Origin of the sequence: Bacillus sp. TH22, from assembly GCF_016651015.1 — a bacterium.
GTDB lineage: Bacteria > Bacillota > Bacilli > Bacillales > Bacillaceae_G > Bacillus_A > Bacillus_A mycoides.
In genome coordinates, this window is record NZ_JAEKER010000001.1 from 5323416 (window position 1) to 5346339 (window position 22924).

General features: G+C 35.2%; 22 protein-coding genes and 1 pseudogene. 16 read left to right on the forward strand and 7 right to left on the reverse strand.

Annotated elements, in window-relative coordinates; genetic code table 11:
- Positions 1-8 precede the first annotated feature (8 nt).
- Positions 9-260 (forward strand): annotated as a pseudogene (locus JFU18_RS29995) (IS1595 family transposase); the annotation flags it as partial.
- 153 nt (positions 261-413) lie between these two features.
- Here JFU18_RS29995 and JFU18_RS27175 read toward each other — a convergent pair.
- Both JFU18_RS27175 and JFU18_RS27180 read right to left on the reverse strand, forming a co-directional pair.
- A complete protein-coding gene (locus JFU18_RS27175) occupies positions 414-587 on the reverse strand; it encodes a hypothetical protein (RefSeq protein WP_002013769.1) in 174 nt (57 codons plus the stop codon).
- A 131-nt stretch (positions 588-718) separates the two neighbouring features.
- Positions 719-1951 carry an MFS transporter gene (locus tag JFU18_RS27180; protein WP_201034077.1) on the reverse strand — a complete coding sequence of 411 codons (1233 nt, stop codon included), beginning with the start codon at positions 1949-1951 and terminating at the stop codon, positions 719-721.
- Positions 1952-2172: 221 nt separating this feature from the next.
- Here JFU18_RS27180 and JFU18_RS27185 point away from each other — a divergent pair, with 221 nt between their 5' ends.
- The 9 genes from JFU18_RS27185 (at position 2173) to JFU18_RS27225 (ending at position 12130) form a co-directional block, all read left to right on the forward strand.
- A complete protein-coding gene (locus tag JFU18_RS27185) occupies positions 2173-2754 on the forward strand; it encodes a TetR/AcrR family transcriptional regulator (protein WP_002190148.1) in 582 nt (193 codons plus the stop codon).
- Between the two features lie 457 nt (positions 2755-3211).
- On the forward strand, positions 3212-3973 hold the full coding sequence (locus tag JFU18_RS27190; RefSeq protein ID WP_201034076.1) for a DnaD domain-containing protein: 762 nt from the start codon (positions 3212-3214) through the stop codon (positions 3971-3973).
- Positions 3974-4052: 79 nt separating this feature from the next.
- A complete protein-coding gene (locus JFU18_RS27195) occupies positions 4053-6443 on the forward strand; it encodes a penicillin acylase family protein (RefSeq protein ID WP_201034075.1) in 2391 nt (796 codons plus the stop codon).
- Between the two features lie 138 nt (positions 6444-6581).
- On the forward strand, positions 6582-7649 hold the full coding sequence (locus JFU18_RS27200) for a glycoside hydrolase family 113 (protein ID WP_201034074.1): 1068 nt from the start codon (positions 6582-6584) through the stop codon (positions 7647-7649).
- A gap of 88 nt (positions 7650-7737) precedes the next feature.
- The gene (locus tag JFU18_RS27205; protein ID WP_002084566.1) at positions 7738-7929 is read left to right on the forward strand and encodes a DUF378 domain-containing protein; all 192 of its coding nucleotides are present in this window, start codon (positions 7738-7740) and stop codon (positions 7927-7929) included.
- Between the two features lie 209 nt (positions 7930-8138).
- On the forward strand, positions 8139-9221 hold the full coding sequence (serC, locus tag JFU18_RS27210; RefSeq protein ID WP_002084568.1) for a 3-phosphoserine/phosphohydroxythreonine transaminase: 1083 nt from the start codon (positions 8139-8141) through the stop codon (positions 9219-9221).
- A 12-nt stretch (positions 9222-9233) separates the two neighbouring features.
- Entirely contained in the window at positions 9234-10406 is a 1173-nt protein-coding gene (locus JFU18_RS27215; RefSeq protein ID WP_002185427.1) for a 3-phosphoglycerate dehydrogenase family protein, read from the forward strand.
- Between the two features lie 13 nt (positions 10407-10419).
- Positions 10420-11667, forward strand: a complete 1248-nt coding sequence (locus JFU18_RS27220; protein ID WP_016101045.1) for a DUF1015 domain-containing protein — start codon at positions 10420-10422, stop codon at positions 11665-11667.
- 85 nt (positions 11668-11752) lie between these two features.
- Positions 11753-12130 (forward strand): hotdog family protein, encoded by a 378-nt coding sequence (locus tag JFU18_RS27225; protein WP_201031413.1) that lies wholly within the window; start codon positions 11753-11755, stop codon positions 12128-12130.
- Positions 12131-12361: 231 nt separating this feature from the next.
- Here JFU18_RS27225 and JFU18_RS27230 read toward each other — a convergent pair whose 3' ends face one another.
- Positions 12362-12757: a DUF3224 domain-containing protein gene (locus JFU18_RS27230; protein WP_201031412.1), complete on the reverse strand. Its 396-nt coding sequence runs from the start codon at positions 12755-12757 to the stop codon at positions 12362-12364.
- Between the two features lie 196 nt (positions 12758-12953).
- Positions 12954-13985: a S66 family peptidase gene (locus JFU18_RS27235; protein WP_201034073.1), complete on the reverse strand. Its 1032-nt coding sequence runs from the start codon at positions 13983-13985 to the stop codon at positions 12954-12956.
- A gap of 290 nt (positions 13986-14275) precedes the next feature.
- Here JFU18_RS27235 and JFU18_RS27240 point away from each other — a divergent pair, with 290 nt between their 5' ends.
- The 3 genes from JFU18_RS27240 to JFU18_RS27250 all read left to right on the forward strand — a co-directional run bounded on the left by JFU18_RS27240 (position 14276) and on the right by JFU18_RS27250 (position 16577).
- Positions 14276-14917: a hypothetical protein gene (locus JFU18_RS27240; RefSeq protein WP_201034072.1), complete on the forward strand. Its 642-nt coding sequence runs from the start codon at positions 14276-14278 to the stop codon at positions 14915-14917.
- A 216-nt stretch (positions 14918-15133) separates the two neighbouring features.
- Entirely contained in the window at positions 15134-15403 is a 270-nt protein-coding gene (locus JFU18_RS27245; RefSeq protein WP_201034071.1) for a 2TM domain-containing protein, read from the forward strand.
- Between the two features lie 331 nt (positions 15404-15734).
- Complete coding sequence (locus JFU18_RS27250; protein ID WP_242488464.1) at positions 15735-16577, forward strand: YitT family protein; 843 nt, start codon at positions 15735-15737, stop codon at positions 16575-16577.
- A gap of 222 nt (positions 16578-16799) precedes the next feature.
- On the opposite strand, the gene JFU18_RS27255 is transcribed toward JFU18_RS27250, so the two are convergent.
- Positions 16800-17312 carry a DUF6141 family protein gene (locus JFU18_RS27255; RefSeq protein ID WP_002033084.1) on the reverse strand — a complete coding sequence of 171 codons (513 nt, stop codon included), beginning with the start codon at positions 17310-17312 and terminating at the stop codon, positions 16800-16802.
- Between the two features lie 610 nt (positions 17313-17922).
- Here JFU18_RS27255 and JFU18_RS27260 point away from each other — a divergent pair.
- The 3 genes from JFU18_RS27260 to JFU18_RS27270 all read left to right on the forward strand — a co-directional run bounded on the left by JFU18_RS27260 (position 17923) and on the right by JFU18_RS27270 (position 20686).
- On the forward strand, positions 17923-18600 hold the full coding sequence (locus JFU18_RS27260; protein WP_000781971.1) for a response regulator transcription factor: 678 nt from the start codon (positions 17923-17925) through the stop codon (positions 18598-18600).
- A gap of 1 nt (position 18601) precedes the next feature.
- Positions 18602-19978 (forward strand): sensor histidine kinase, encoded by a 1377-nt coding sequence (locus tag JFU18_RS27265; RefSeq protein ID WP_201034070.1) that lies wholly within the window; start codon positions 18602-18604, stop codon positions 19976-19978.
- A gap of 237 nt (positions 19979-20215) precedes the next feature.
- Positions 20216-20686: a DinB family protein gene (locus tag JFU18_RS27270; protein WP_201034069.1), complete on the forward strand. Its 471-nt coding sequence runs from the start codon at positions 20216-20218 to the stop codon at positions 20684-20686.
- Positions 20687-20803: 117 nt separating this feature from the next.
- Here JFU18_RS27270 and JFU18_RS27275 read toward each other — a convergent pair whose 3' ends face one another.
- Both JFU18_RS27275 and JFU18_RS27280 read right to left on the reverse strand, forming a co-directional pair.
- On the reverse strand, positions 20804-22063 hold the full coding sequence (locus tag JFU18_RS27275; protein WP_201031406.1) for an MFS transporter: 1260 nt from the start codon (positions 22061-22063) through the stop codon (positions 20804-20806).
- A gap of 28 nt (positions 22064-22091) precedes the next feature.
- Positions 22092-22754, reverse strand: coding sequence for an ArsR/SmtB family transcription factor (locus JFU18_RS27280; RefSeq protein ID WP_201050381.1), 663 nt, complete (start codon positions 22752-22754; stop codon positions 22092-22094).
- Positions 22755-22924: the final 170 nt, after the last annotated feature.

The following is a 22924-nucleotide window of genomic DNA, read 5'->3' on the forward strand; positions in this document are numbered from 1 at the left end:
CTCTCTATCAACGAGTAAAAAAAGGGATATTCCACATACAACACGTTAATAACTTTCATCGCCGCTTGAAAAGATGGATGGAACGATTTCAAGGCGTTTGTACGTATTATTTGGATAGTCACCTCTACTGATATCGTTGGCTTGAGTTACATAAAAACTTAGCATTTGAAAATTGGATAGAGCAAATACTTATTTCAGCTTGCCAAAAATCTAAATATTTCACAGTTGAAGCATTAAGAAAAGATAAAAAGCATCATTAATCAGATGCTTTTTAGGTAGATTCAGTGGTTTATTGTTATTTAACTAATGGAGTAGTTTAGTTGAATAAGAAAAAAAGAGTAATGCGTATTTGACTTAAAATGCGATACAAAAATGAACTGTACAAGGATGACAATTCATTTAATAGGTAGGTATTATTTCACATTCTTTAGAGGGAAAATTACCTTGTTATAAAAAAATCTTTCCCATTTAGCTAACAAACCGTTCCCATTTTCACCACGTTGAATTTCAATTTCGTGTTTTTTATGAAATTCTGCTATTCGTTTATTATGCTCTTTGTGCAATTGATGGAGAGCTACTTGTTTCATTATTATCCCTCCTTTCGATTAACCATAATTATATATCCTGGGTTGATTATAGCAAAGTATTCTACACGTTTTGTAGATTAAATCTGCCTTTTAGTTTTAGCAGTAACAATCTTTGAGAAAACAGCCTTTATTTATGATGATCGCCGTAAGGTCATTGCCCAAAATAAAAGAGCGCAAGCACTAACGGATGCACCTAATATACAAACTCCGTTCCATCCGTAGCTTGCATAAATGTTTGTGGAAAGAATTGCGCCTGTAGCACTGCCGATAGAATAAAAAATCATGTAACTGGCAGTGAGGCGACTTCTCGCTTCTGGACGCACTGTGAAAAGCATGCTTTGATTGGTGACATGTACAGCTTGCACAGCTAAATCTAAAAGGATAACACCGATAACTAGTAGGAATAGAGAATGGTTCATTAATTTAATTAGGAGCCATGAAAGTACTAATAAGGATAAGGCTATGCCAGTAGTTCTCTCTCCGAATCCGCGATCAGCAAGTTGTCCGGCTTTAGTGGCAGCTAATGCACCAGCAACTCCAGCAAGACCAAATGCTCCGATAGCTGTATGGGATAGATTATATGGTGCAACACTTAGAGGTAAAACTAATGAAGTCCATAAAATACTGAATGAAGTAAAAATAAGCAATGCTAATATTCCGCGAATACGTAAGATCCTTTCTTCTACAAATAATAAGAGAACAGAACGTAATAATTTACGATAGGTCATAGCTGTTTTTTTATGTTCAAGACTAGGTAAATTACGATATAACAAACCAATTACGAAGAGCATAAGTACAGCAGAGGTGAGATAAACGGAACGCCATCCCGCTAAATCTGTTAATGTTCCAGCAAATGTACGTGCAAGTAGAATTCCTATTACGACACCACTCGTGACGAAACCTACTATTCGCCCACGGTCTTTTGGGTTAGCTAAAATGGATGCGTATGCGACGAGTGTCTGCGTAACAGTCGCAAGAATTCCGACTAAGGCCATACCTATAAAAAGTACGGTACTGGAAGGAGCGACTCCGACCAAAATTAAAGCGAAAACGGATAAAAGCATTTGAACAATGATAAGTCTTTTTTGGTTTAACAAATCACCAAGTGGAACTAATAAAAGTAATCCGAGTGCATAACAAACTTGAGTAATCGTAATAACGACACCAATAGTTGAATGGTTGATCTTAAACGCATTTGATAAAGAATCAAGTAGAGGATGGGCGAAGTATATATTCGCCACAGCCATCCCGCAAGCTATTGAAAATAATAGAGTTATATAGCGGGGCATGATTGTATTGATAGGTGATTGGAACTGATCATTATTCTGTGTAAGAGCAGCTGTCATTTTTTCTTTAGTATCCATAATATCATCTCCTTTTGTTATTAAAATAACGTACCGAACGGTATGTTATTTCGTAAGTCAAATATAATCAGGGATAAGTTACTATGTCAAGTGAATTGTGAATTAAATTCAGTTTCTTTTGACATATCATTTATAATTTAATACGATATATAATATACTGATTAGTACATAAAAACGTGATTTATAATTTAGAAAACAGGTGAAAAAAGAGGAGGGGTTAAATGGCTCGACTACGTGAATTTGATAAAGAAAAAGCTTTGGATGCTGCTATGCAACTTTTTTGGGAGAAAGGATACGCTGCTACTTCATTAAGTGATCTAACTGCTAAAATGGAAATACAAAGACCGAGTTTATATGCAGCATTTGGTGATAAAGAAGGGCTGTTTGAAGCTGCATTACGGAGATACACGAATTTACACGCAGCTAGCATTCGAACAAAACTTCAAAAAGAACAATCTGTAAAAGAGGCCATTCGTATATTTTTTGAAAATATGGTGGAAGAGGAATATAAAAAAGAATCAAATAAAGGTTGTTTTTGTATTAACACAATGGTTGAGATTGCCCCTCATAATGAAAAATTTGAAGTGCTGACTAGAGAACATCAAATGTATCTTTCAGTTATATTTCAAGAATTAATTACTAAAGGAATTCAGTCTGGAGAACTGCAAAGTGATGTGAATGCTAAAGCATTGGCACAAACGCTAGTCACTTCATTAATTGGATTAACAGTGTTAATGAAATCTCGCCCAGAACGTTCAGTTGTAGATAATTCGGTATGTATCATATTATCGTTACTAAAATAAATGTAACAGAATTGTATTTCAATCAACTATGTCGATTATAGACACTTTTATTTATAAGCTTTTAACTTTAAGCACTGAATTGTCTACGAAGGCAACAAGTGCTTTTTATTTTCGTGTAAATATGAGCAGGTGAATCATAATGGTTGTCTGCAATATATGAAGATTGTTGGAGACATTTGTAATTAGGCATCGGATAAGAGAGAAATGAAAACACTATATAAGCCCCTTCAAAGCCCCTTATAAGCACCTACCAAGTAATAAATCACTAAGAAAAAACAAAAACAAAAACAAAAACAAAAACAACTACAAGAACAAAACAAGCGCGAAAAAATAAAACCGTCGTTGTAGTAGTTAAAAAAATTTGGAACTCGAATGCCAAAACCGTTACCTCATTCCTATATTTATATTGAAGGATTGGAATTTTCCTTTTTACTAGTAAAGAGCGGGAGGAAAACTGATGGCGGTGTACCGTAATGTGCAGGTGAACTTTTGGCAAGATGAATTCATATTAGATTTAACGCCAGAGGAGCGTTATTTTTATATATATTTGTTAACTGGTACGAAAACGAAGCAATGTGGTATTTACATATTACCGAAGCGTTTGGCAGAGCTTGAAACTGGTTACAGTATGGAGACTGTTGAGAAGTTATTGAACCGGTTTGTGGAATACGGGAAGATTGTATATGATGCGGAAACGAAAGAGTTATTCATTATAAATTGGTTACACTATAATCCTATTTTTAATACGAACATAGAGAAATGTGTATTACGTGAGCTGAAAATGGTGAAAAGTAAAGAGTTCCTACATAAGTTTTTACGTAAATGTCTTGAAGAAGAATGCAAGATTCCGTTATTACTTCAATATTTTGGTATGCCAGAGGAAGAGATTGATAGTAATTCACAACAAGTAATTATTCAAGAGAAGGAAGAGGTAGAAAGAGTAGAGGAGGTCACTCCGCATAGTGAAGTTTACAAGTTTTACGAACAAAATATTAGTAGTTTATCTCCATATATAGTGAAGGAATTAAAGGGATGGATGCAAAGAGTTTCAGGAGATAAAGTACTAGAGGCACTTAAAATTGCGTTTGAAAATAATAAGGGGACACTTGCTTATGTAAAGGGGATTTTGAGGAATTGGTGTAAGAAAGGACGAGTAAGCTTTAATAAAGGAAAGGAAATAGTGCGTAAGAGAGAAGTATTCAGTTTGTATGATCCATAGCATGAGCAAGTAATGATTTCTTCTTTTCTAAAAGGTTCTTTCACAATAGAAGCGAATAGATTGAGAGAGGAGGGATTGTATGGAAGTCGTCATAAAAAAGAAACGAAATAGGGGAAAAAGAATTTTTATTTGGTCTAGTAGTATCGTTCTTTTTTTGTTTATTTGCGCTATGATTTTTTTGAACATATATACGCTGAGATCTATGCCAAAGATAGATGGAACGATAAAGCTAGAGGATATACAACATGCTGTTACGGTGAAGCGGGATGGTAAAGGTGTACCACATATTAAAGCGGAAAATGCGCATGATTTATATTTTTCGCAAGGGTATGTACAAGCGCAAGATCGTTTGTTTCAAATGGATTTAAGTAGAAGACAAGCTTCTGGTATGTTAAGTGAAGTTGTAGGGGAAGTAGCTGTTGATCGAGATAAATTGTTTCGAACGCTCGGTTTACGGCGAGCGGCAGAAGCATCTGTTAGTCAATATGATGGGGAAGCGAAATATGCCCTGCAGTCATTTGCTGATGGGGTGAATACTTTTATACGTGAAGCGAAGGCCGAAAAGAAATTGCCGGTTGAGTTTACTTTATTAGGCTATGAACCTGCTGAATGGTCAATTGTGGACTCTTTAACGATTGGAAAGTATATGGCGTTTGATTTAGGAGGACATTGGCATGGGCAGGCATTTCGATATTGGGCGTTGAAAAATCTTCCGGAAGAGCAAGCAAATGAGCTATTTCCTACATATCCGAAAGATGCACCTAGATTGCTAGCTGAATTGAAAAATACAAATGTGGACGTAGCACAAAGTTTTTCAAAGACAGTTATTCCACCAGAGTTTAACGGTAGTAATAACTGGGTTGTGAGTGGTGAAAAGAGTGTATCTGGTAAGCCAATTTTAGCGGATGATCCTCATTTATCTCTTGCGACACCTTCTATATGGCATCAAACTGCGTTAGAAACGAAAGATGTAAATGTGAGTGGAGTTATTTTTGCGGGTGTTCCTGGTGTTATGTTAGGGCATAATAAAGAGATTGCCTGGGGCGTTACGAATACAGGTCCTGATGTGCAAGATTTATATATTGAGAAGCGAAATCCTAATAATGAAAATGAATTTTTGTATAACGATAAGTGGGAAAAGGCTACGGTTGTTGATGAATCTATTAAAGTAAAAGGCGGGAAAACAATTCCGTATAACGTTACGGTTACGAGGCATGGTCCAGTCATTTCAGAGTTTGCGGATAAGGGGAAAGAGAAAACGAAAACAGTATTCGCTTTGAAATGGACTGCTTTAGAGCCTTCAGCTGAGTTAAAGGCTGTATTAAATATGAATAAGGCGAAAGATTGGAATGAGTTTGAGACAGCTCTTCAAGATTTTCACACACCGACTCAAAACTTTTTGTTTGCATCAAATGACGGCACAATTGCTTATAAAGCGAACGGAAATATACCAGTGCGTAAAAAAGGCGATGGTAGTTTGCCTGTACCTGGATGGACAGACGAATATGAATGGGAAGGGTATATTCCGTTTGATCAACTTCCAAAAGTAATAAATCCAAAACAAGGGTTTATTTCAACTGCAAATAATAAAATCGTTGATGATAATTATCCGTACCATATTAGTAATACGTGGGCGCAGCCATATAGGCAAATGCGTATTCAAGAGTTTTTACAAGAGAAGGAAAAGTATACGGTGAAAGATTTAGAAGATTTACAGATGGATCAAAAAAATTTATATGGGAAAGAGTTTACTCCTATATTGTTAAAAGAGTTAAATAAAGCATCTTTAAATGAAGTAGAGAAAGAGGGCGTAAAACAATTAACAAAGTGGAATTTTTACGATAGTAAAGATGAAGCGGCACCATTAATATTCCATTTGTTAATGAAAGAGATTTCGAATACGCTATTTTCAAAAGAAATACCGAAAGATGTGATGGAGTTATTTGAAGGGAAGTCACAAGTAGTTGATGAATTGATTCGAAAAGAAGTAGCAGGAGAAAATAGCGCTTGGTTTACGAAGTACGGAGGCTTCACAAAAGTTGTGCATACATCGTACGAGAATGTAATGAAAAAATTACAGAAGGAATATGGACCGAATGTTGCGGAGTGGAAGTGGGGCGATTACCATCAACTTGCTTTTACACATCCGATTTCGAGATCATCTAGTATGTTAGCATTACTTGCATTTAATCGTGAGAAACCAGTTCCAATTGGCGGAAGCCAAGTTACCGTTCAAGCAGCGAGTTACGGAGATAACGGTATTGTAAATCATGGGGCTTCTTGGCGATTCGTTATTGATACGAAAGATATGTCAAACGGTTATCATATAGTGGGGCCGGGACAGTCAGGACATTTTAGAAGCGATTGGTATCATGATCAAATAGATGATTGGGTGAACGGTGAGTATCATACGACTACACTGAATACAGATGGGATAGAAGGGAAAGTGTTAAATTTAGTCCCTAAATAATGTGTAGATATTTTGAGATGGAATGGTTTGTAAAGGAGCGGGAGAACCGCTCTTTTTTTTGAATTATTTTTCTTATGGAATATATGTGTAATGTTGTATAAAATAATCAAGAGAGCCAAAAAATACAGGGGGAAACTTGTGAAGAAAAGTAAGAGTTTAGTAAGTATTTTAGGAGTGTGTATCATGTTGTTTGCTTTTTGTTTCCAGGGAAATATACAGGCGGATGTAAATACTGTTCAATCTGGAAAAATAAAATCAGGAAACGTAACGGTATGGGAAGTAGGCAATGTAGCGAAAGTGTTAGCTGATGTAGAACGTTTGAATTTAAATACGGTGAATGTACCGATTCAAGTGGATATTCCGAATGTGAATTCGACTAATATGGTAATTAATCAGGCGCAAAAGCAACAAGCTATTATTTTAATTCAAGAATTATTAAAGCGTAATATTCAAGTTATAGTGGAACCGTTCCCATTTATTCAGCAAGGAAATATTGGAGAAACAGAGTGGAACCCTAGTAATATTAACGATTTCTTCTGGAATTGGAAAACGGTTGTTTTACAAGATATTTTTAATTCCATTACAAGTAAGTACAATGTTTATGGGCTGAAAATCGCTTCTAATTTCGTGAATATGGAATATGCAGAAGGATATTGGAATGATACGATTAATTTTGTTCGCCAGCAGTATAAAGGAAATGTTTTGTATCAAATGAATTGGTGGTTAACTGCAAGCTTTGATCCTTCTTATGAGGCGAAATTTAAAGAGAAAATAAATCGCCCGTATTTAAAAAAGGTGGACATTGTAAGTATTGATAGTTGGTTTGAAGTTTCAGGAAAAAGAAATCCATCATACGAAGAAGTAAAACAAAGCTTATTTGCGACGACAGTATACAATCGTGGCCAAAATGTCATTCAGCAACTTGAGACATTACATAAAACAACTGGAAAGCCAGTTTATTTTGGTGGATTTAATGTGCCAGCACGTGAACTTGGACTACAAAGCCCGTGGAACCCAGATGTTACGAATGTGTTTTCGAAAGATGTACAACTTAACGGGTGGCGTGCTTACCGAGATGTATTAGAAGCGAAGCCATATTTTAAAGGTTTTTCAATTTGGTTTATCGGATCTAATGATAGTAATCATTCATATCAAATACATAGTAAAGAAGCAGAGACAGTTATTAATGGTCGGTATCGAAAATAAATTTTATAAAATAGGTAAGTTTTAGAATCTATTACATATATTTTAGTGAAAGGCCTTTCACCATCTTATCACCTAGGGGGCAATCATAATGAAATTTTTGTCATACCTTACAGTAATTTTGGTGATTCTTGGCGGTTTGAATTGGTTGTTTGTGGCGTTAGATTATAATGTAGTTGAGAAATGGTTTGGTTCTATGCCGGCGCTTGTGGATACTATTTATTGGCTCTTTGGTCTTTCAGCTATTTATCAAATTTTCGATCGGTTCTTTACGAGTAAGTAGCTATTATACTTAATTACTAGAGTGTTAAGTACGATTATGTACTTAACACTTTTTTGTATGTTTATAAAAAGCAAGGTGCACATGCAAGCGATTCCATTGCGTCTTGCACCGTAATAACGGAAAACAAATTGACCGTGTATTGTATATAGGTTATAATTCAGAAAGTTTAAAAAATAATAAAAATGAGAAATAGGGAGGTTATCTGGGTGATGGAGAGAGTGTATAATTTTTCAGCAGGACCATCTATACTCCCTTTGCCAGTTTTAGAGAAAGTGCAAAAGGAGCTTGTAAATTATAACGGGACAGGCATGTCTGTTATGGAAATGAGCCATAGATCTTCTTATTTCCAAAGTATTATTGATGAAGCAAGTAGCTTACTTCGTGAATTAATGAACATTCCTGATGAGTATGAAGTTTTATTTTTACAGGGCGGTGCGTCATTACAATTTTCTATGATACCGTTAAATTTAATGAGTACGTATAAAAAAGCTGGGTACGTACTGACAGGTTCATGGTCTAAAAAGGCGCTGCAAGAAGCCGGAAAAGTAGGAGAAGTACAAGTGATTGCTTCTTCTGAAAAAGAGAAGTTTACTACAATTCCTAAAATGGATGATTTACCAAATGATGAAGAACTAGATTATGTACATATTACAACGAACAATACAATTGAGGGGACAAAATATGTGGATATTCCACATTTAGAAAGAGTGCCGCTCGTTGCGGATATGTCCTCAAATATTTTATCAGAACAATATGATGTTACGAAGTTTGGTCTCATATATGCGGGTGCGCAAAAGAATTTAGGGCCAGCGGGTTTAACGATTGTAATTATAAAAAGAGATTTAATTGGCAGTGCAAATAGTGCTTGTCCTACGATGTTAAACTATGAAACTTACAGTAAAAATAACTCCCTATATAATACACCGCCAACCTTTAGTATTTATGTAGCAAAACTTGTACTAGAGTGGTTGAAAGAACAAGGCGGGGTATCTGCGATTGAAGAACAAAATAGAATGAAATCTTCACTTCTTTACAATTTTTTAGATGAATCTAAATTGTTTACTTCACCAGTTGATCCCACGTATCGATCACTTATGAATATTCCGTTTACAACACCGTCAGAAGAGCTTAACAATCAGTTTTTACAAAAATCGAAAGAGCGCGGTTTCGTTACGCTAAAGGGACATCGTTCAGTCGGCGGTATGCGCGCTAGTGTTTACAATGCGATGCCAACCCAAGGTGTACAAGAATTAGTAGACTATATGAAGGAATTTGAGCTTGAAAATAGATAGGGAGATGGGGATATGTTTCGTGTTCAGACGTTAAATCAAATTGCCGAAAAGGGTTTGCAAATTTTTGATGGGAATCGCTATGAAATTGGAGACAAAGTAGGTCATCCTGATGGTATTTTACTTCGCAGCTATTCTTTACATCAAGAAGAGTTTTCAGAAGATTTAAAGGCGATTGCAAGAGCTGGTGCCGGTGTAAATAATATTCCTGTTGAGCGTTGTACGGAAAAAGGGATTGTAGTATTTAATACGCCAGGGGCTAATGCGAATGCAGTGAAGGAACTTATTATCGCAAGCCTTATTATGTCTTCCCGTAATATTATAAACGGAGTGAGCTGGACGAAAGAGTTGGATGGAGAAGAAGTACCACAGCTTGTTGAAGCAGGGAAGAAGCAATTCGTTGGATCAGAAATTGCGGGGAAACGTTTAGGTGTTATCGGTCTTGGCGCAATTGGTGCTTTAGTTGCGAACGATGCGTTATCTTTAGGGATGGACGTTGTTGGCTACGACCCGTATATATCAGTTGAAACAGCATGGCGTCTTTCTACGCAAGTACAAAGAGCGTTTAGCCTAGATGAAATCTTTGCAACGTGTGATTATATTACACTTCATATTCCTCTTACGAACCAAACGAAGGGAATTATTGGTGAACACGCTATAGAGACGATGAAAAAAGGAATGCGTCTATTCAATTTCTCAAGAGGAGAACTTGTAGATGAAACAGCTCTTCAAAAAGCGTTAGAAGAAGATATTATTACACATTACGTAACAGATTTCCCGAATGAAAATGTGATAAAGATGAAAAATGTAACAGCAACGCCTCATCTTGGTGCATCTACGTCTGAATCTGAAGAAAATTGTGCAGTAATGGCTGCACGTCAATTACGTGAATATTTAGAGACAGGTAATATTCGTAATTCAGTAAACTATCCAAACGTAGAACTTCCGTACATCGGAAAAAAACGAATTACAATTATGCATCAAAACGTTCCGAACATGGTAGGACAAATTACAGGATGCTTAGCAGAACATCATATTAATATTGCGGATATGATTAATCGTAGTAAACATTCTTGGGCGTACACAATGATTGATATTGATAACGGAATTGATGATATAATGAAAGAGAATATTGTGGAAAATATAAGCAAAATCACAGGTGTTGTAGCTGTTCGAATGATTGTGTAAAGGAGAGAGAAACTTGGCAAAAATCCGACCGTTTCGTGCTATTCGTCCAGTAGAAGGTAAAGCAGCACAAGTAGCAGCTTTACCGTATGACGTATTAAATAGTGAAGAGGCAAGAGAAGTTGTAAAAGGGAATCCATATTCTTTCTTACACGTTGATAAAGCAGAAATTGATTTAGACCCGGCACTTTCACCGTACGATGATCGCGTATATGAAAAAGCGGGTGAAAATTTAAAGCAATTTATACAAGAAGAAGTGTTCGTTCAAGATGAGGAGCCAGCGCTTTACATTTATGAACTGACGATGCAAGGAAGAACGCAGTCAGGCCTTGTCGTTTGTACATCGATTGACGAGTATGAAGATGATACAATTAAAAAACATGAAAGAACGCGTCATGAAAAAGAACTTGATCGTATTCGCCACGTAGATGTGTGCGACGCAAATACGGGGCCAATCTTTTTAACGTATCGTACAAAAGAAGAAGTGAAACGTTTCATTGCAAGCTGGAAAGAAGAACATGCGCCAATCTTTACATTTACAGCAGAAGATGGTGTTAGGCATGTTGCGTGGAAGATTGCAGATGAAGAAGTAATTACGACTTTAGTAAATGCATTTGAAGACATTCCCAATCTTTACATTGCAGATGGACATCATCGCTCAGCATCAGCGGCAAAAGTTGGGCTAATGCGAAGAGAGCAATATCCGAATTACACAGGAGAAGAGGAATTCAATTTCTTCCTATCTGTTTTATTCCCTCATGATGAATTATCAATTTGGGACTATAACCGGGTTGTGAAAGATTTAAACGGTTTATCAGTCGAGCAGTTTTTAAAGCAAATTACGCAGTACTTTTATGTAGAAGAAGCAAATGGTTCTCCGTATAAACCAAATGAACCAAAATCATTTGGCATGTATGTAAACGAGAAGTGGTATAAGCTCACTGTGAAAGAGGAAACGTTTGATGCGAATGATCTCGTTAAAGGATTAGATGTATCTATTCTGCAAGATCATTTATTAAGCCAAGTACTTGAAATACATGATCCACGATCTGATTCACGCATTGATTTTGTCGGAGGAATCCGCGGATTAGAAGAATTAGAACGCCTTGTAAATAGCGGTGAATATAAAGCAGCGTTTTCATTATATCCGACATCAATGGAAGCTTTATTATCAATCGCAGACGCAGGGGAAGTTATGCCGCCAAAATCAACGTGGTTTGAACCGAAACTGCGCAGTGGGTTGTTTGTTCATTCGTTAAAATAAATATAGACTTCTTTAGATTGAAAAACCGAAATGATTATAGTTTCGGTTTTTCTTATGTTAAAAGTGTTTTTGAGGAGGGGTATCGATGAAATTACAAGTAGGCGAAAAAATCACCTTTGAGCGAACTTTTACAAAAGAAGATGTTGTTTTATTTACAGAAGTATCTAAAGATGAAGGTGTTCATCATGTTACACCAGATGAGCAGGGGAGATTTGTTGTACAAGGGCTGTTAACATCAACGCTGCCTACAAAAATTGGCGGTGACTATAACGTACTAGCTCGCAAGATGGATTTTGAATTTTTACGTCCTATTTTTAGCGGTGATACAATTCGTTGTGACGTAACTATTGAACAGTTTGAACCCGATGAAAAACATCGTACAAAAATTATTGCGATGTTTATATGTAGGAACCAACTTGAAAAAGAAGTTATGAAGGGGAGTTTTTCGGGAATTATTCTTTAGTAAGTAGGAAAAGTAATGAATAGGTGGGGGCCATGTCTCTCGGGCTTAGATTTTAATTCCCCCCATAATTAAAATTTTACACATTGCTGAATACTGATAATAAGACGTTATGTAATATACTCTGTTCTTTTCTTAACTAATAGAAGAATAGTTGAATAAGCTCGTCAACAAAAAAAGGACATTCCTAGTATTACAAGAAATGTCCTTTCCACTAAATTATAGGGTATTTTGCTAAAATTCAAACTCTAAAATCAGTTTACTGGTTTGACCTGTAAACTGATAATTATAGGACCCTCTCAGATTTTTTAAGTTACCAGTAGCTTTAATAATTGTTCCTGGGGAATCTAGATTTCCTTTATCAAATATTCCTTGCTCTATAGCTGTAAATGTCCCTTGTTGCCCCTTATAAATTCCTTCAAAGTGTAAAAATCCAGAAATTTTAGCAGTAGCCAAGTGACCATCATTTATATTTGAGTCTAAATAATATAATAAGTATTCAACAAAAGCTTTTCCTTTTAATTCACCATCAATATCATATTCAACATGGGCAATATTAATAGGGAAATCTTTTCTAGTATCATCAATTAGTTTTTCATCCCATTTACTTACTGTAAATGTTACTTCCATAAACGTAATCTCCCTCCAATTATATACTTTTAAAAAGTATCAATTCACAGTCATATCTCATAGGAGTGATTTTATTTATTGGGGTCCTTTCATTTCGCTATCAAGCTAACCAAAATAAAATACTCTCTAAAATGAAAAAACACGCTATTTTTTCTGTAGGATCAGGAAAATGGCTATACTTATTTAAAGTTTTCCTTTATTCCACGCCACTCTCTAAAATAGAGAAAGACCCATTTTCACAATCAATTTCTGCCATCGCACCGTAAGGTAAAATAAACTTCGGCTCGGTATGGCCAAAATTTAAATTATAAAGAATCGGCAAATCTTCTAAGTTATGTTCTTTCATAACTTGCAGTATTTCATGTTTATATTCTTCATAATACATTTCGTCTTTTGGTTTACCAAAGATGATACCCTTTGCTTTTTGAAGAATGCCTTGCGCTGCGTAATTTCGTAACCAATACTTTATATAGCTTGGTTCTGGCTGGTCTTCAGAAGTTTCAAAGAAAATGATGGTATTCTCCCAATGTTTTTTCTCAGGCCAAAGTTCCGTTCCTTTTGTAAATTCCAATACTTCTATACAGCCACCAATTAAGCGTCCTTGTACGGTAGTAGAGCCTTGAAGTAGTTCATAGCCATTGTTTTGTTGCATCGTACGCCTTGTATCTTTATTTACCTCTATCCATTCTAAACGCTCACTTGTCCATTTAGGAGCTGGTTGAATCTCGCCAATTGTCTCATTTGAAAAGAGAGTCCGATTTACCATTTCAAATGTATATGGATCCATCTCTACATTTTCGGCAAAATCAGTTAAAATGGCTGGACCGTAAAAAGAGGAAACTCCTGCTTTATGACAAAACAAGTGTGAAACGGTAACGTCAGAGTACCCCATAAAAATTTTCGGATTTTCACGTATTACATTAAAATCTATATAAGGAAGTAAGCGGATGCTATCTTCACCGCCAATATTCGCAATAATTGCTTTCACGCGCGTATCTTTAAATGCTGTCATTAAATCTTCCGCACGAGCCTCTGGGTTGTTATAAATGAATTCGCTACCTTTTAAACTATTCGGCATTGGGACAACCGTAAGACCGAAAACTTCTTCTAATCTTTTTACTCCTTGTTCATATCGCCATCTTATCTCAGAATCACCTGCTCCTCCCCACGAAGGGCTTACTGTTGCCACAATATCTCCTGCCTGTAATCTCTTTGGTTTTATTAACATTTTAACTCCGCTCCTACATAATGTAATGGACTACGATTATACAAACTGTAGCATTGAAAAAATATGATGCATGACATTAGTTTCTTCATCATCAATCCGTTTACCTGCTGGTATTCAAGAATTTAGCACTCGTGTTGAATATAGGAATAATCGATTTATATTTGAAAATCACAGTATGCAACATTGCATAAGAAAGATGGTTGCTATTTTATATAACCTGTAACTATAATAGTTACAGGTTGGTCGTATACAATCAAAAAATATAATCATCATGAATGGAGAGGTTACATATGGGTATGAAAAAAATAATTTTAGCAGGTGCTTTAGGAATCGCAGCATTATCAGGAACGAATTTACCAGGATTAGAACTATCAAAAGCGAGTGCCGCTTCTATTGAATCGAATTTCTCGACGTTAGAAGGGCGAGTAGTAGAAGTAGATAACGGTGTAATTGTCGTAAAATCTAAGCAATATGAGGAACCTGTAAGTGTATATATAGATTCCCTTTCAAATGTGAAAGTAGGGGATGAGGTTAAAGCTACTGGATCTATGATGCGTAATTTTACTGAATATATGATTGCAAATACAGTTGAAAATACGTCAAATAAATTAGGTATGCACATGAAAGAAGATGGTTCTCCTGATTATGTAATTGGGGAAGTATCAAAAATAGGAACGATGGAAGATGAAGGAGATAGTTCTACTAAATATGTCGTAGTTGAGTATCCATCGCTAAACGGGAAAAAAGATATTATTGATGTTTTCTTAACGAAGGAACAAGTATTTCATACAGGTGAGAAAGTAAAAATTGATATGAAGTATGTAGGCTGGGGCGGAATTTCTATTAACTACAACACAACGGATCATATCGAAAAAGTTCATGAAGTAAAGAGCAACGTTGAAAATAATGAGGATGTATGGATCTGGTCTTAATAAGGCGAGTATAAGTCGTTATTTGCAATTTACTCCAAACAATAAATGTAAAAACTAAATGTATCATGCAGTACCCATCGAATCATCATATGTATGATAATTCGATGGGTACTTTTTTGTTTTATGTTTTTTTGAGAATAACGGATTTTCGATTAGAATATGATGTTAATACTGGAGCGAAGGTGAAAAAAACAATATGGAAAGAGGTGTTTAGGGGTGGAGCGAGATGAGGTTTATTTACGAGCTAAAAAAAGGGTAGAGAATTTACAAGCGTTTTATATTCATTTAACGGTCTATATACTAGTGAACTTAATGCTTTTTATTATAAATATAAGCTCTGATTCAAGTAAATTATGGTTTTTATATCCACTTGCAGGTTGGGGGATTGGTATCGTTATACACGGATTGACAACTTTTCCATTTGGGATATTCGGAAAAGAGTGGGAAGAACGAAAGATTAAAGGATATATGGAGAAAGATAAGTAAATTTATTTCTGTAATGTATGAATATAAATCCCTGGAATCAAATGTTTGATGCGAAGTCTATTCTATAGCTTCGCCTATTTGTTTTGTATTCGAAGTTTGTGCGAGTGTTCATATTCATTTTTTTAGCATCAACTGCATGTGAAATCAAAACTTTACTTGTAGTACATAATAAATACAGTTGTTTTACTTTTTAAATTACATGTGGATATAGGATAAAGTTGTTTTATCATCCTATATTAAAATAAAAATAAACCACTGTTCGATTTGAATATTCCACGATATAATGGTGAGAGTTTATGACAGAATAAATATTTACATAAGAAGTGAGGTACTGTATGAAAAAAGAACGACAGACATTATTTTTATTATTATTGGTGCATTTCTATTTGCGTTAGGTGTCAATTTGTTTGTTATTCCGAACGAGTTTGGAGAAGGCGGAGTAACTGGTATCACGATTATTACGTACTATTTATTTGAATGGTCACCAGGCTTAGTTAACTTAATTTTAAATGCGATTTTGTTAATAGCTGGTTATAAATTTTTAAATAAGATTACAACAATTTATACGATTATCGCTGTAGTTACGAACTCGCTATTTCTTCATTTGACAGAAGGCTGGACGATTGCTTCGGATGAAATGCTTGTAAATGCCATTTTCGGAGGAATATTTATTGGGTGCGGGATTGGTCTTATTATTCGCGTTGGCGGAACAACAGCAGGTACTACAATCTTAGCAAGGATGACGCATAAATATTTAGGATGGAGCATTAGCTATGGTTTATTGTTCTTCGATTTAATTGTTGCGTTTTCATCTTATTTCATCATTGGTGCAGAAAAACTGATGATAACAATTATTATGCTATATGTAGCAACGAAAGTGATGGAGTTTGTAATTGAAGGTTTAAATCCGAAGAAAGCCATTACGATTATTTCTGATAACCCGAATGAAATTGCCGGGAAGGTAACTACCTTAATGGGCAGAGGGGTTACTGTGTACTCAGGTCATGGCTATTACACGAAAACTCCGAAGGAAATTCTTTATATTGTTATTAATAAGCAAGAAGTAGTGAAGCTAAAACGGATTGTTCAAACTACAGATCCGGCTGCGTTCATCGCTATACATGATGTTCGTGATGTGTTCGGAGAAGGATTTGTTGATATTTCTAAGGCTTAATAAGAGTTAGAATTAGTTTTTAAAAAGGCAGAAAATGAGCAATATTTTTTATTGAAATAATCTTAATGCGAAAATATGAGAATCTATTTTGATCACTTAATTATCAAGACCTAAATTTTCAAAAAACAAATAAATTCAAGGACATTATATATTTTATATGACTAATATGTAATGTCCTTTCTTATTCCACAATGATACCCGTTTGTTGACGATTAATTTTCATTATGCTTTTTGTGCCGAGTCCAATGCTTTTTTTAATTCGTCCGGTTTTTGAGTGCCGATTACCACTGTGTTATATTTCAACTTTAACTCTATACCTTTCTTTCCATTCATGTTATAGGCCGTTTCACCCTTAAGGTTAAAACGAATTCCCCATCCTCCGAATCTTTTTAGTGGACTGTAAGTAATGCTTTCATAGTGACATATATTTTTGAAAAGGTACTGTTTATATTGAAAATGAAAAGGAACAAAACGAACATAAAGACCTTTTTCACGGACTTCTATAATCAGTTTCAATACCCCAAGCATTAATACAGGAAAGGCAATCCCAAAAAACAACCACAAAGCAATTAACACACCATTGGGAGCTGGTTTATCTCCAAACGGGGTATCAAGGATAATTTGTTGAATGAATCCATACCACATCAGTGCTGCGATCCCAAATATGAGTATCCATACCCAAATTTGTTGTGGTCGCTGAACCTCACGAAAGATAATACGTTCTTGTTGTTTCATTAATAATTGTCACCTCCTAAATGATTTATTACAGGGAATCCTTTTTGATCCAGTAATATGTATCCTTTGTTGTTATTCTCTATGAGAACCTCTTGTACTCTCATAGCACTTCACCCCTAAAAAAATTAACGCTCAGTCTAAAGACCTCACAACGCTTTCCGTTATGAGATACGTTAGCTACCTAAATTATACAAACTTTTCCGAATTCAGTATACATATAGAGTTTTATTTTTATTATCTGTATAAGTAATCTAATGTTTATAAGAAAAGAGGATATATACTCATATATTGAACGTAATATCCTCTTCTTAGTTTAGTCTATTTAAAATCTATTTCAAAATGGATTCTTTTTATTTATCGTAAAATATTGGCTTGTAGGTATTATTTATGAACCTTTATTCCAAAGCTACATTATCATACGATCTGTTGTACTGTATTGCGGTTCTAATGCGTAGTATCTTTGATAACCTCAATAATTTCACGTAATGGATTTTAAAATTTAGCTCATTGCCATGAAAAAATTAATGCTGTAATTGTTTTTCTTTTTCTTGCAAAAAATCCAATTGTTTCTTAATGTAAGGATGTAGAAGGATGAACAAGAGAGGGTTTAATGAAGATGATACATATTTTATTAGCTGATGATGATAAACATATTAGAGAGTTATTGCATTACCATTTACAAAAAGAGGGCTTTAAAGTTTTTGAAGCGGAAGATGGAAAGGTAGCGCAAGGCGTTTTAGAGAAAGAAAATATTCATCTTGCGATAGTAGACATTATGATGCCGTTTGTTGATGGCTATACGTTATGCGAAGAAATCCGGAAGTATCATGATATACCTGTTATTTTATTAACTGCAAAAGATCAGCTAGTAGATAAAGAAAAAGGATTCATTTCTGGTACGGACGATTATATTGTAAAACCGTTTGAGCCAGCTGAAGTCATTTTCCGTATGAAAGCATTATTGCGTCGTTATCAAATGCTGAGTGCTGATATTATTACGCTGCACGGTACAACAATTGACCGAAAAGGGTTTGAAGTGAAGTGTAACGGTCAGACGATTTTGCTTCCATTAAAGGAATTTGAATTATTATCACAACTTGCTAGTTATCCTGGAAGAACATTCTCGAGAGAAGAATTAATTGAATTAGTATGGGGAATGGATTTTGAAGGAGATGAACGAACAGTTGACGTTCATGTGAAGAGGCTACGAGATCGTTTCTCAAAACGAACAGATGACTTTCAAATTACGACAGTACGCGGACTCGGTTATAAGTTGGAGTTGAAATAAAATGAAATCATTATACTCTAGATTTGTTTTTATGACGGTTGGAATCATGCTACTTAGCAGTATTATCGGTTTTTTATTAACAAATGTGTACTATCAAGTGAAGTTAAAACCGTATAACAGTGAAAAGATTTTAATGTATGCGGAAGAAGTAAAATCGTTATATGAAAAGCAAAGTGAAGAAAACAAAGAGGCATACTTACAGTCTATTGCGAAGTTAGGGTATGAAATTTATATTGTAGATGACGAAAATCATGGAAAGCGTATTGGGAATGCGTTTCGTAAGATAACAATTAGTGATGATACTGTTCATAAAGTATTGAATGGCGAAACGTTTAATGGTGTTTCCACATATCCAACGCGCCTCTTTATTACAGGATTTTTCGATAATGAATTAATTAATAGTGTCGGTGTACCGCTGAAACACGATGATAAACAGTACGCTTTATTCATTCGCCCTGATATTCAGCAACAATTTGGTGAAATGAGAATTTTTCTAGCGGTATTACTTGGTTTCATCGTTGTATTAAGTATCATTTTTATAGCGATCGCAGCAGGGTATATTGTTCGTCCTATTCGAACATTTACGAAAGCGACTCAAAAGATTGCAAGTGGTGAATATGATATCGAATTAGATGAAAATCGAAAAGATGAAATTGGTACACTAGCGACTAATTTTCAAAAGATGACAAAGAGCATTAAAGAATTAGACCAAATGAGACAAGAGTTCGTTTCTAACGTTTCTCATGAATTCCAATCTCCACTTTCTTCGATACAAGGTTTTTCGAAAACATTACAATCGGAGAATATGAGTGAAGAGGAAAGAAAACGTTACTTGAAAATTATTGAGGGTGAAAGTAAGCGGATGTCTAGTTTATGTAAACAGTTACTTACGCTTGCTTCTTTAGATAAAGAAGAGAAGGTTTTACAGATAAAAGAATTCAATCTGCAGAAGCAAATTAAAGACGTCATTTTTATGCTCGAATGGAAATGGCGTGAAAAAGATATCGCTGTTGAGTTTGATGTGCCAAACATCGTCATAAAAGGTGATGAAAACTTACTACATCAAGTATGGAGTAATATTTTTACGAATAGCATTAAGTTTTCAAACGATGGCGGGACGATTGAATTTGTTGTAGAAGAATTAGAATCCGGTATTGTCATTTCTATATCAGATAACGGAATCGGTATGGAAAAAGAAGAAATGGATCGTATATTTGATCGTTTTTACAAAGTAGATACGGCAAGGGCAAGAAACATAGAAGGTAGTGGTTTAGGGTTATCGATTGTACAGAAAATTGTTGAACTTCATAATGGAAACGTTTCGGTATATAGCACGAAAGGGGAAGGGACTACTGTTCAGGTGGAGCTTCCGAAATAGATGGAAAGGAAGAGGCTGTTTTTAGAACAGCCTCTTCTTATTTTTGTCAATTGGTCAATATATTATCACTTACGTGTAAAGTGATAAAAAGTTGTTTGAAAAAATGCGAGTCATTCTATTTCACAATTGGGTCAGTTTGTGGAATAAGATTAGCAGGAAGTTTATTTAAAAATGTAGAATCTCTACAGAGTTATAAGGATTTTATTGAAACTTTAACTATTTAGGGAGGCGATTACTTTGAAACGAATTGACTTGTTATTAAACGTACTAGATTCCACATTCGATAAAGAGAGTTGGTATGCACCGTTTAAACATGCTATAGAAGGACTTACAGCCGAACAGGCTATCTGGAAACCATATGGAGAGGCAACTAAAACCATTTGGGAGAACGTTAATCATCTCATTTATTACAAAGAGAGACTTGCAGCAAACTTGGAAGGCCGTGAATGGATACATAATCTCGACGGTGATGAAACCTTTTATCTTACCAATCAATCTAATGATGATAAGGAATGGAAGAAAGTCGTTGAACGTTGTGAAAATGCCCAACGTAATTTAAGAAAGGTATTGAGTGCAATTTCCGAAAAAGAGCTTGAGCAAAGTTCACTTGAGGGTAAATTACTAGACATCATGCTTCATGATGCTTATCATACAGGCCAAATTATGCAATTAAGAAAAATGCAGGGATCATGGCCATCAAATCGATAATTGAACGTTTTAGTTGGTGCTATTGTTATATTTTTAGTGAGGTATTTTACATTCAAAATTAAATAACTATAATTATAACCCCGTCTCAAATTTAGAACGGGGTTAAATTTGTTCCTGCTATAAAGCCGCACCTTTCCCGCGCTCTTCCTTAAACCGAAGCCCAAAAGTATCCGCTGTAATTTCATCAGCTTTCGGCAATGAACGTAATTTCGGATGAAGTAGCCATACGAGAGAAATGAATAAAATTCCGATGCTAGCGAGCGCGAAAATGAGTTGGCTACTAAATACATTTGCGGTGTATCCGCCAATTAAAGAGCCGAACGGCATAGCGATTGTACCCATGCTTCGTGTGACTGAATTGATGCGTCCAAGATATTGATTTGGAATTAAAGTTTGACTAATTGTCGCAAATAATATGTTGGTCGCACCAATTGGTATCCAAGCTAAGCCGAATAAAAAAATTGATAACCATTGAAACGGTACAAACGTAGAGAGAAACCAAAAGAAAGCGCTAGTCGCAAAGCTAATAATGGAGACATGGCTAATATTATGTTTACCAACCCATGAACTGAATAGTGCTCCAATTAAACTACCGGCGGATATAGCGGCTAAAAAGAAACCGTATAATTTAACCCCCCCTAAAGAATCGGCGAAAGAAGGGAGTATTGCCATCGTCATACCGATTGAAAAATTAGCGACAACTGAACCGATTAAGAAGATGCCCATTAATGAACGAAAGACGATTGAAAAGCCTTCTTTTAAATCAGAGAAATATTGCTTTGTTGAAAGTGATGTGCCTGTTTCGGTTTGTGTCGGCATTTTTAATGAAAGAAACAAAATCGCAGTAATTGCGAATGTGAAAGAGTCGATTATATATAAAGTGATTGCGCCAAGTAATGCTACTAATATTCCGGAAAGAGTTGTACAAACTAAATCAATGCCTTGATAAGCAAAGGAAAAGAGTGAGTTTCCCTTTAATAATTGTGTTTTATGCAGTAGAAGTGGTAAAGCTTTTGATTGTGCGGGATAGGCGAATTGTTCGATAAAGGCTACGATGGGCATAATGATGAGTAGTAGCTGAACTGTTAATAGATCGAAGTAGTGTGTAATAGGAATGATTAATATAAGAATGCATTGCAGGACTTGTGTGATTACAAGGGTGTTTTTGATTGACCATCTATCAACGAATGGACCGGTAAGAAATTGTAATGCAGAAGGTAATAATGTAAGGAAACCAGCCAATCCAGAATAAAAAGGATCACCACTCAGCTCATATACGAGCCACATCGCTGCTACATAATACAAACTATCTCCTATGTTTGTAAAAATTCTCCCTAAAAATAGTAAGAGGAAATTCTGGTTTTTTAATACGTCCACTTTATCTACTCCTTTATAAAAAAATTATTCAGTAAAATAAATTTGACCGTTTATGTAAAAAAATCGCATTACGATTTTTCTTCTTTTTTACAAATTGCTGCATTGTTCTCTCAGCGATTTGAAGTGCAGTAGTAGAAATATAATAAGGTTTACTATTCGGATCTTTATCTGCACCTTTTGTGATTTCGTTTAATTCAGCCATTAATTCATAAAACTTTTTTACCCACACTTGAAATTGTTCTGGCGTTGCATCAAATTCCCAGCAGGATGAAACGTAATTCCACTTAGCTGGATCTTCACTTGCATTTTGTAATGTAAAAGCTTCTTCTGGTGCAGAGAGAATTTGGCTTTTCGTTCTTTCTATCATTTGTAAAAAGATTTGGCGACCGGATTCGCTTAATATTTCTAAATGAGGTAATAGATCTGCGGCAGGGGTGAAGCCTTTAGCGACAGATTGATAAAACTTTTGAACAATCCCATTCTTTTCTTCTGTATAAACGATCTCTATAAGCCCATTCTTTTCTAATTCTTTTAAATGATAATGAATTTTCGCCCTTGAAATGCCGAATTTCTCAGATAGTAATTGTCCAGTATAAGGACGTTCGCATAGACGTATCATCATTTCGGCACGTAGTGGATCGCTTAATGCTTTTAGTTGGCTATAAGTAGTTAGTGTTAATACGGGCTTCAACATGATCAACTCCTTGAATTAAATTACTCGGTCAATATTATTTGACTGAATTGTATCAAGGATTCTATTTATTTTCAATACTTTCAGAAAATTTATTTTTTTGCTCTGTAATCTTCTGTTCATATTCCGTTCATATTTCTTTTTTATGATAAATGCATAGAAAGAAAGAG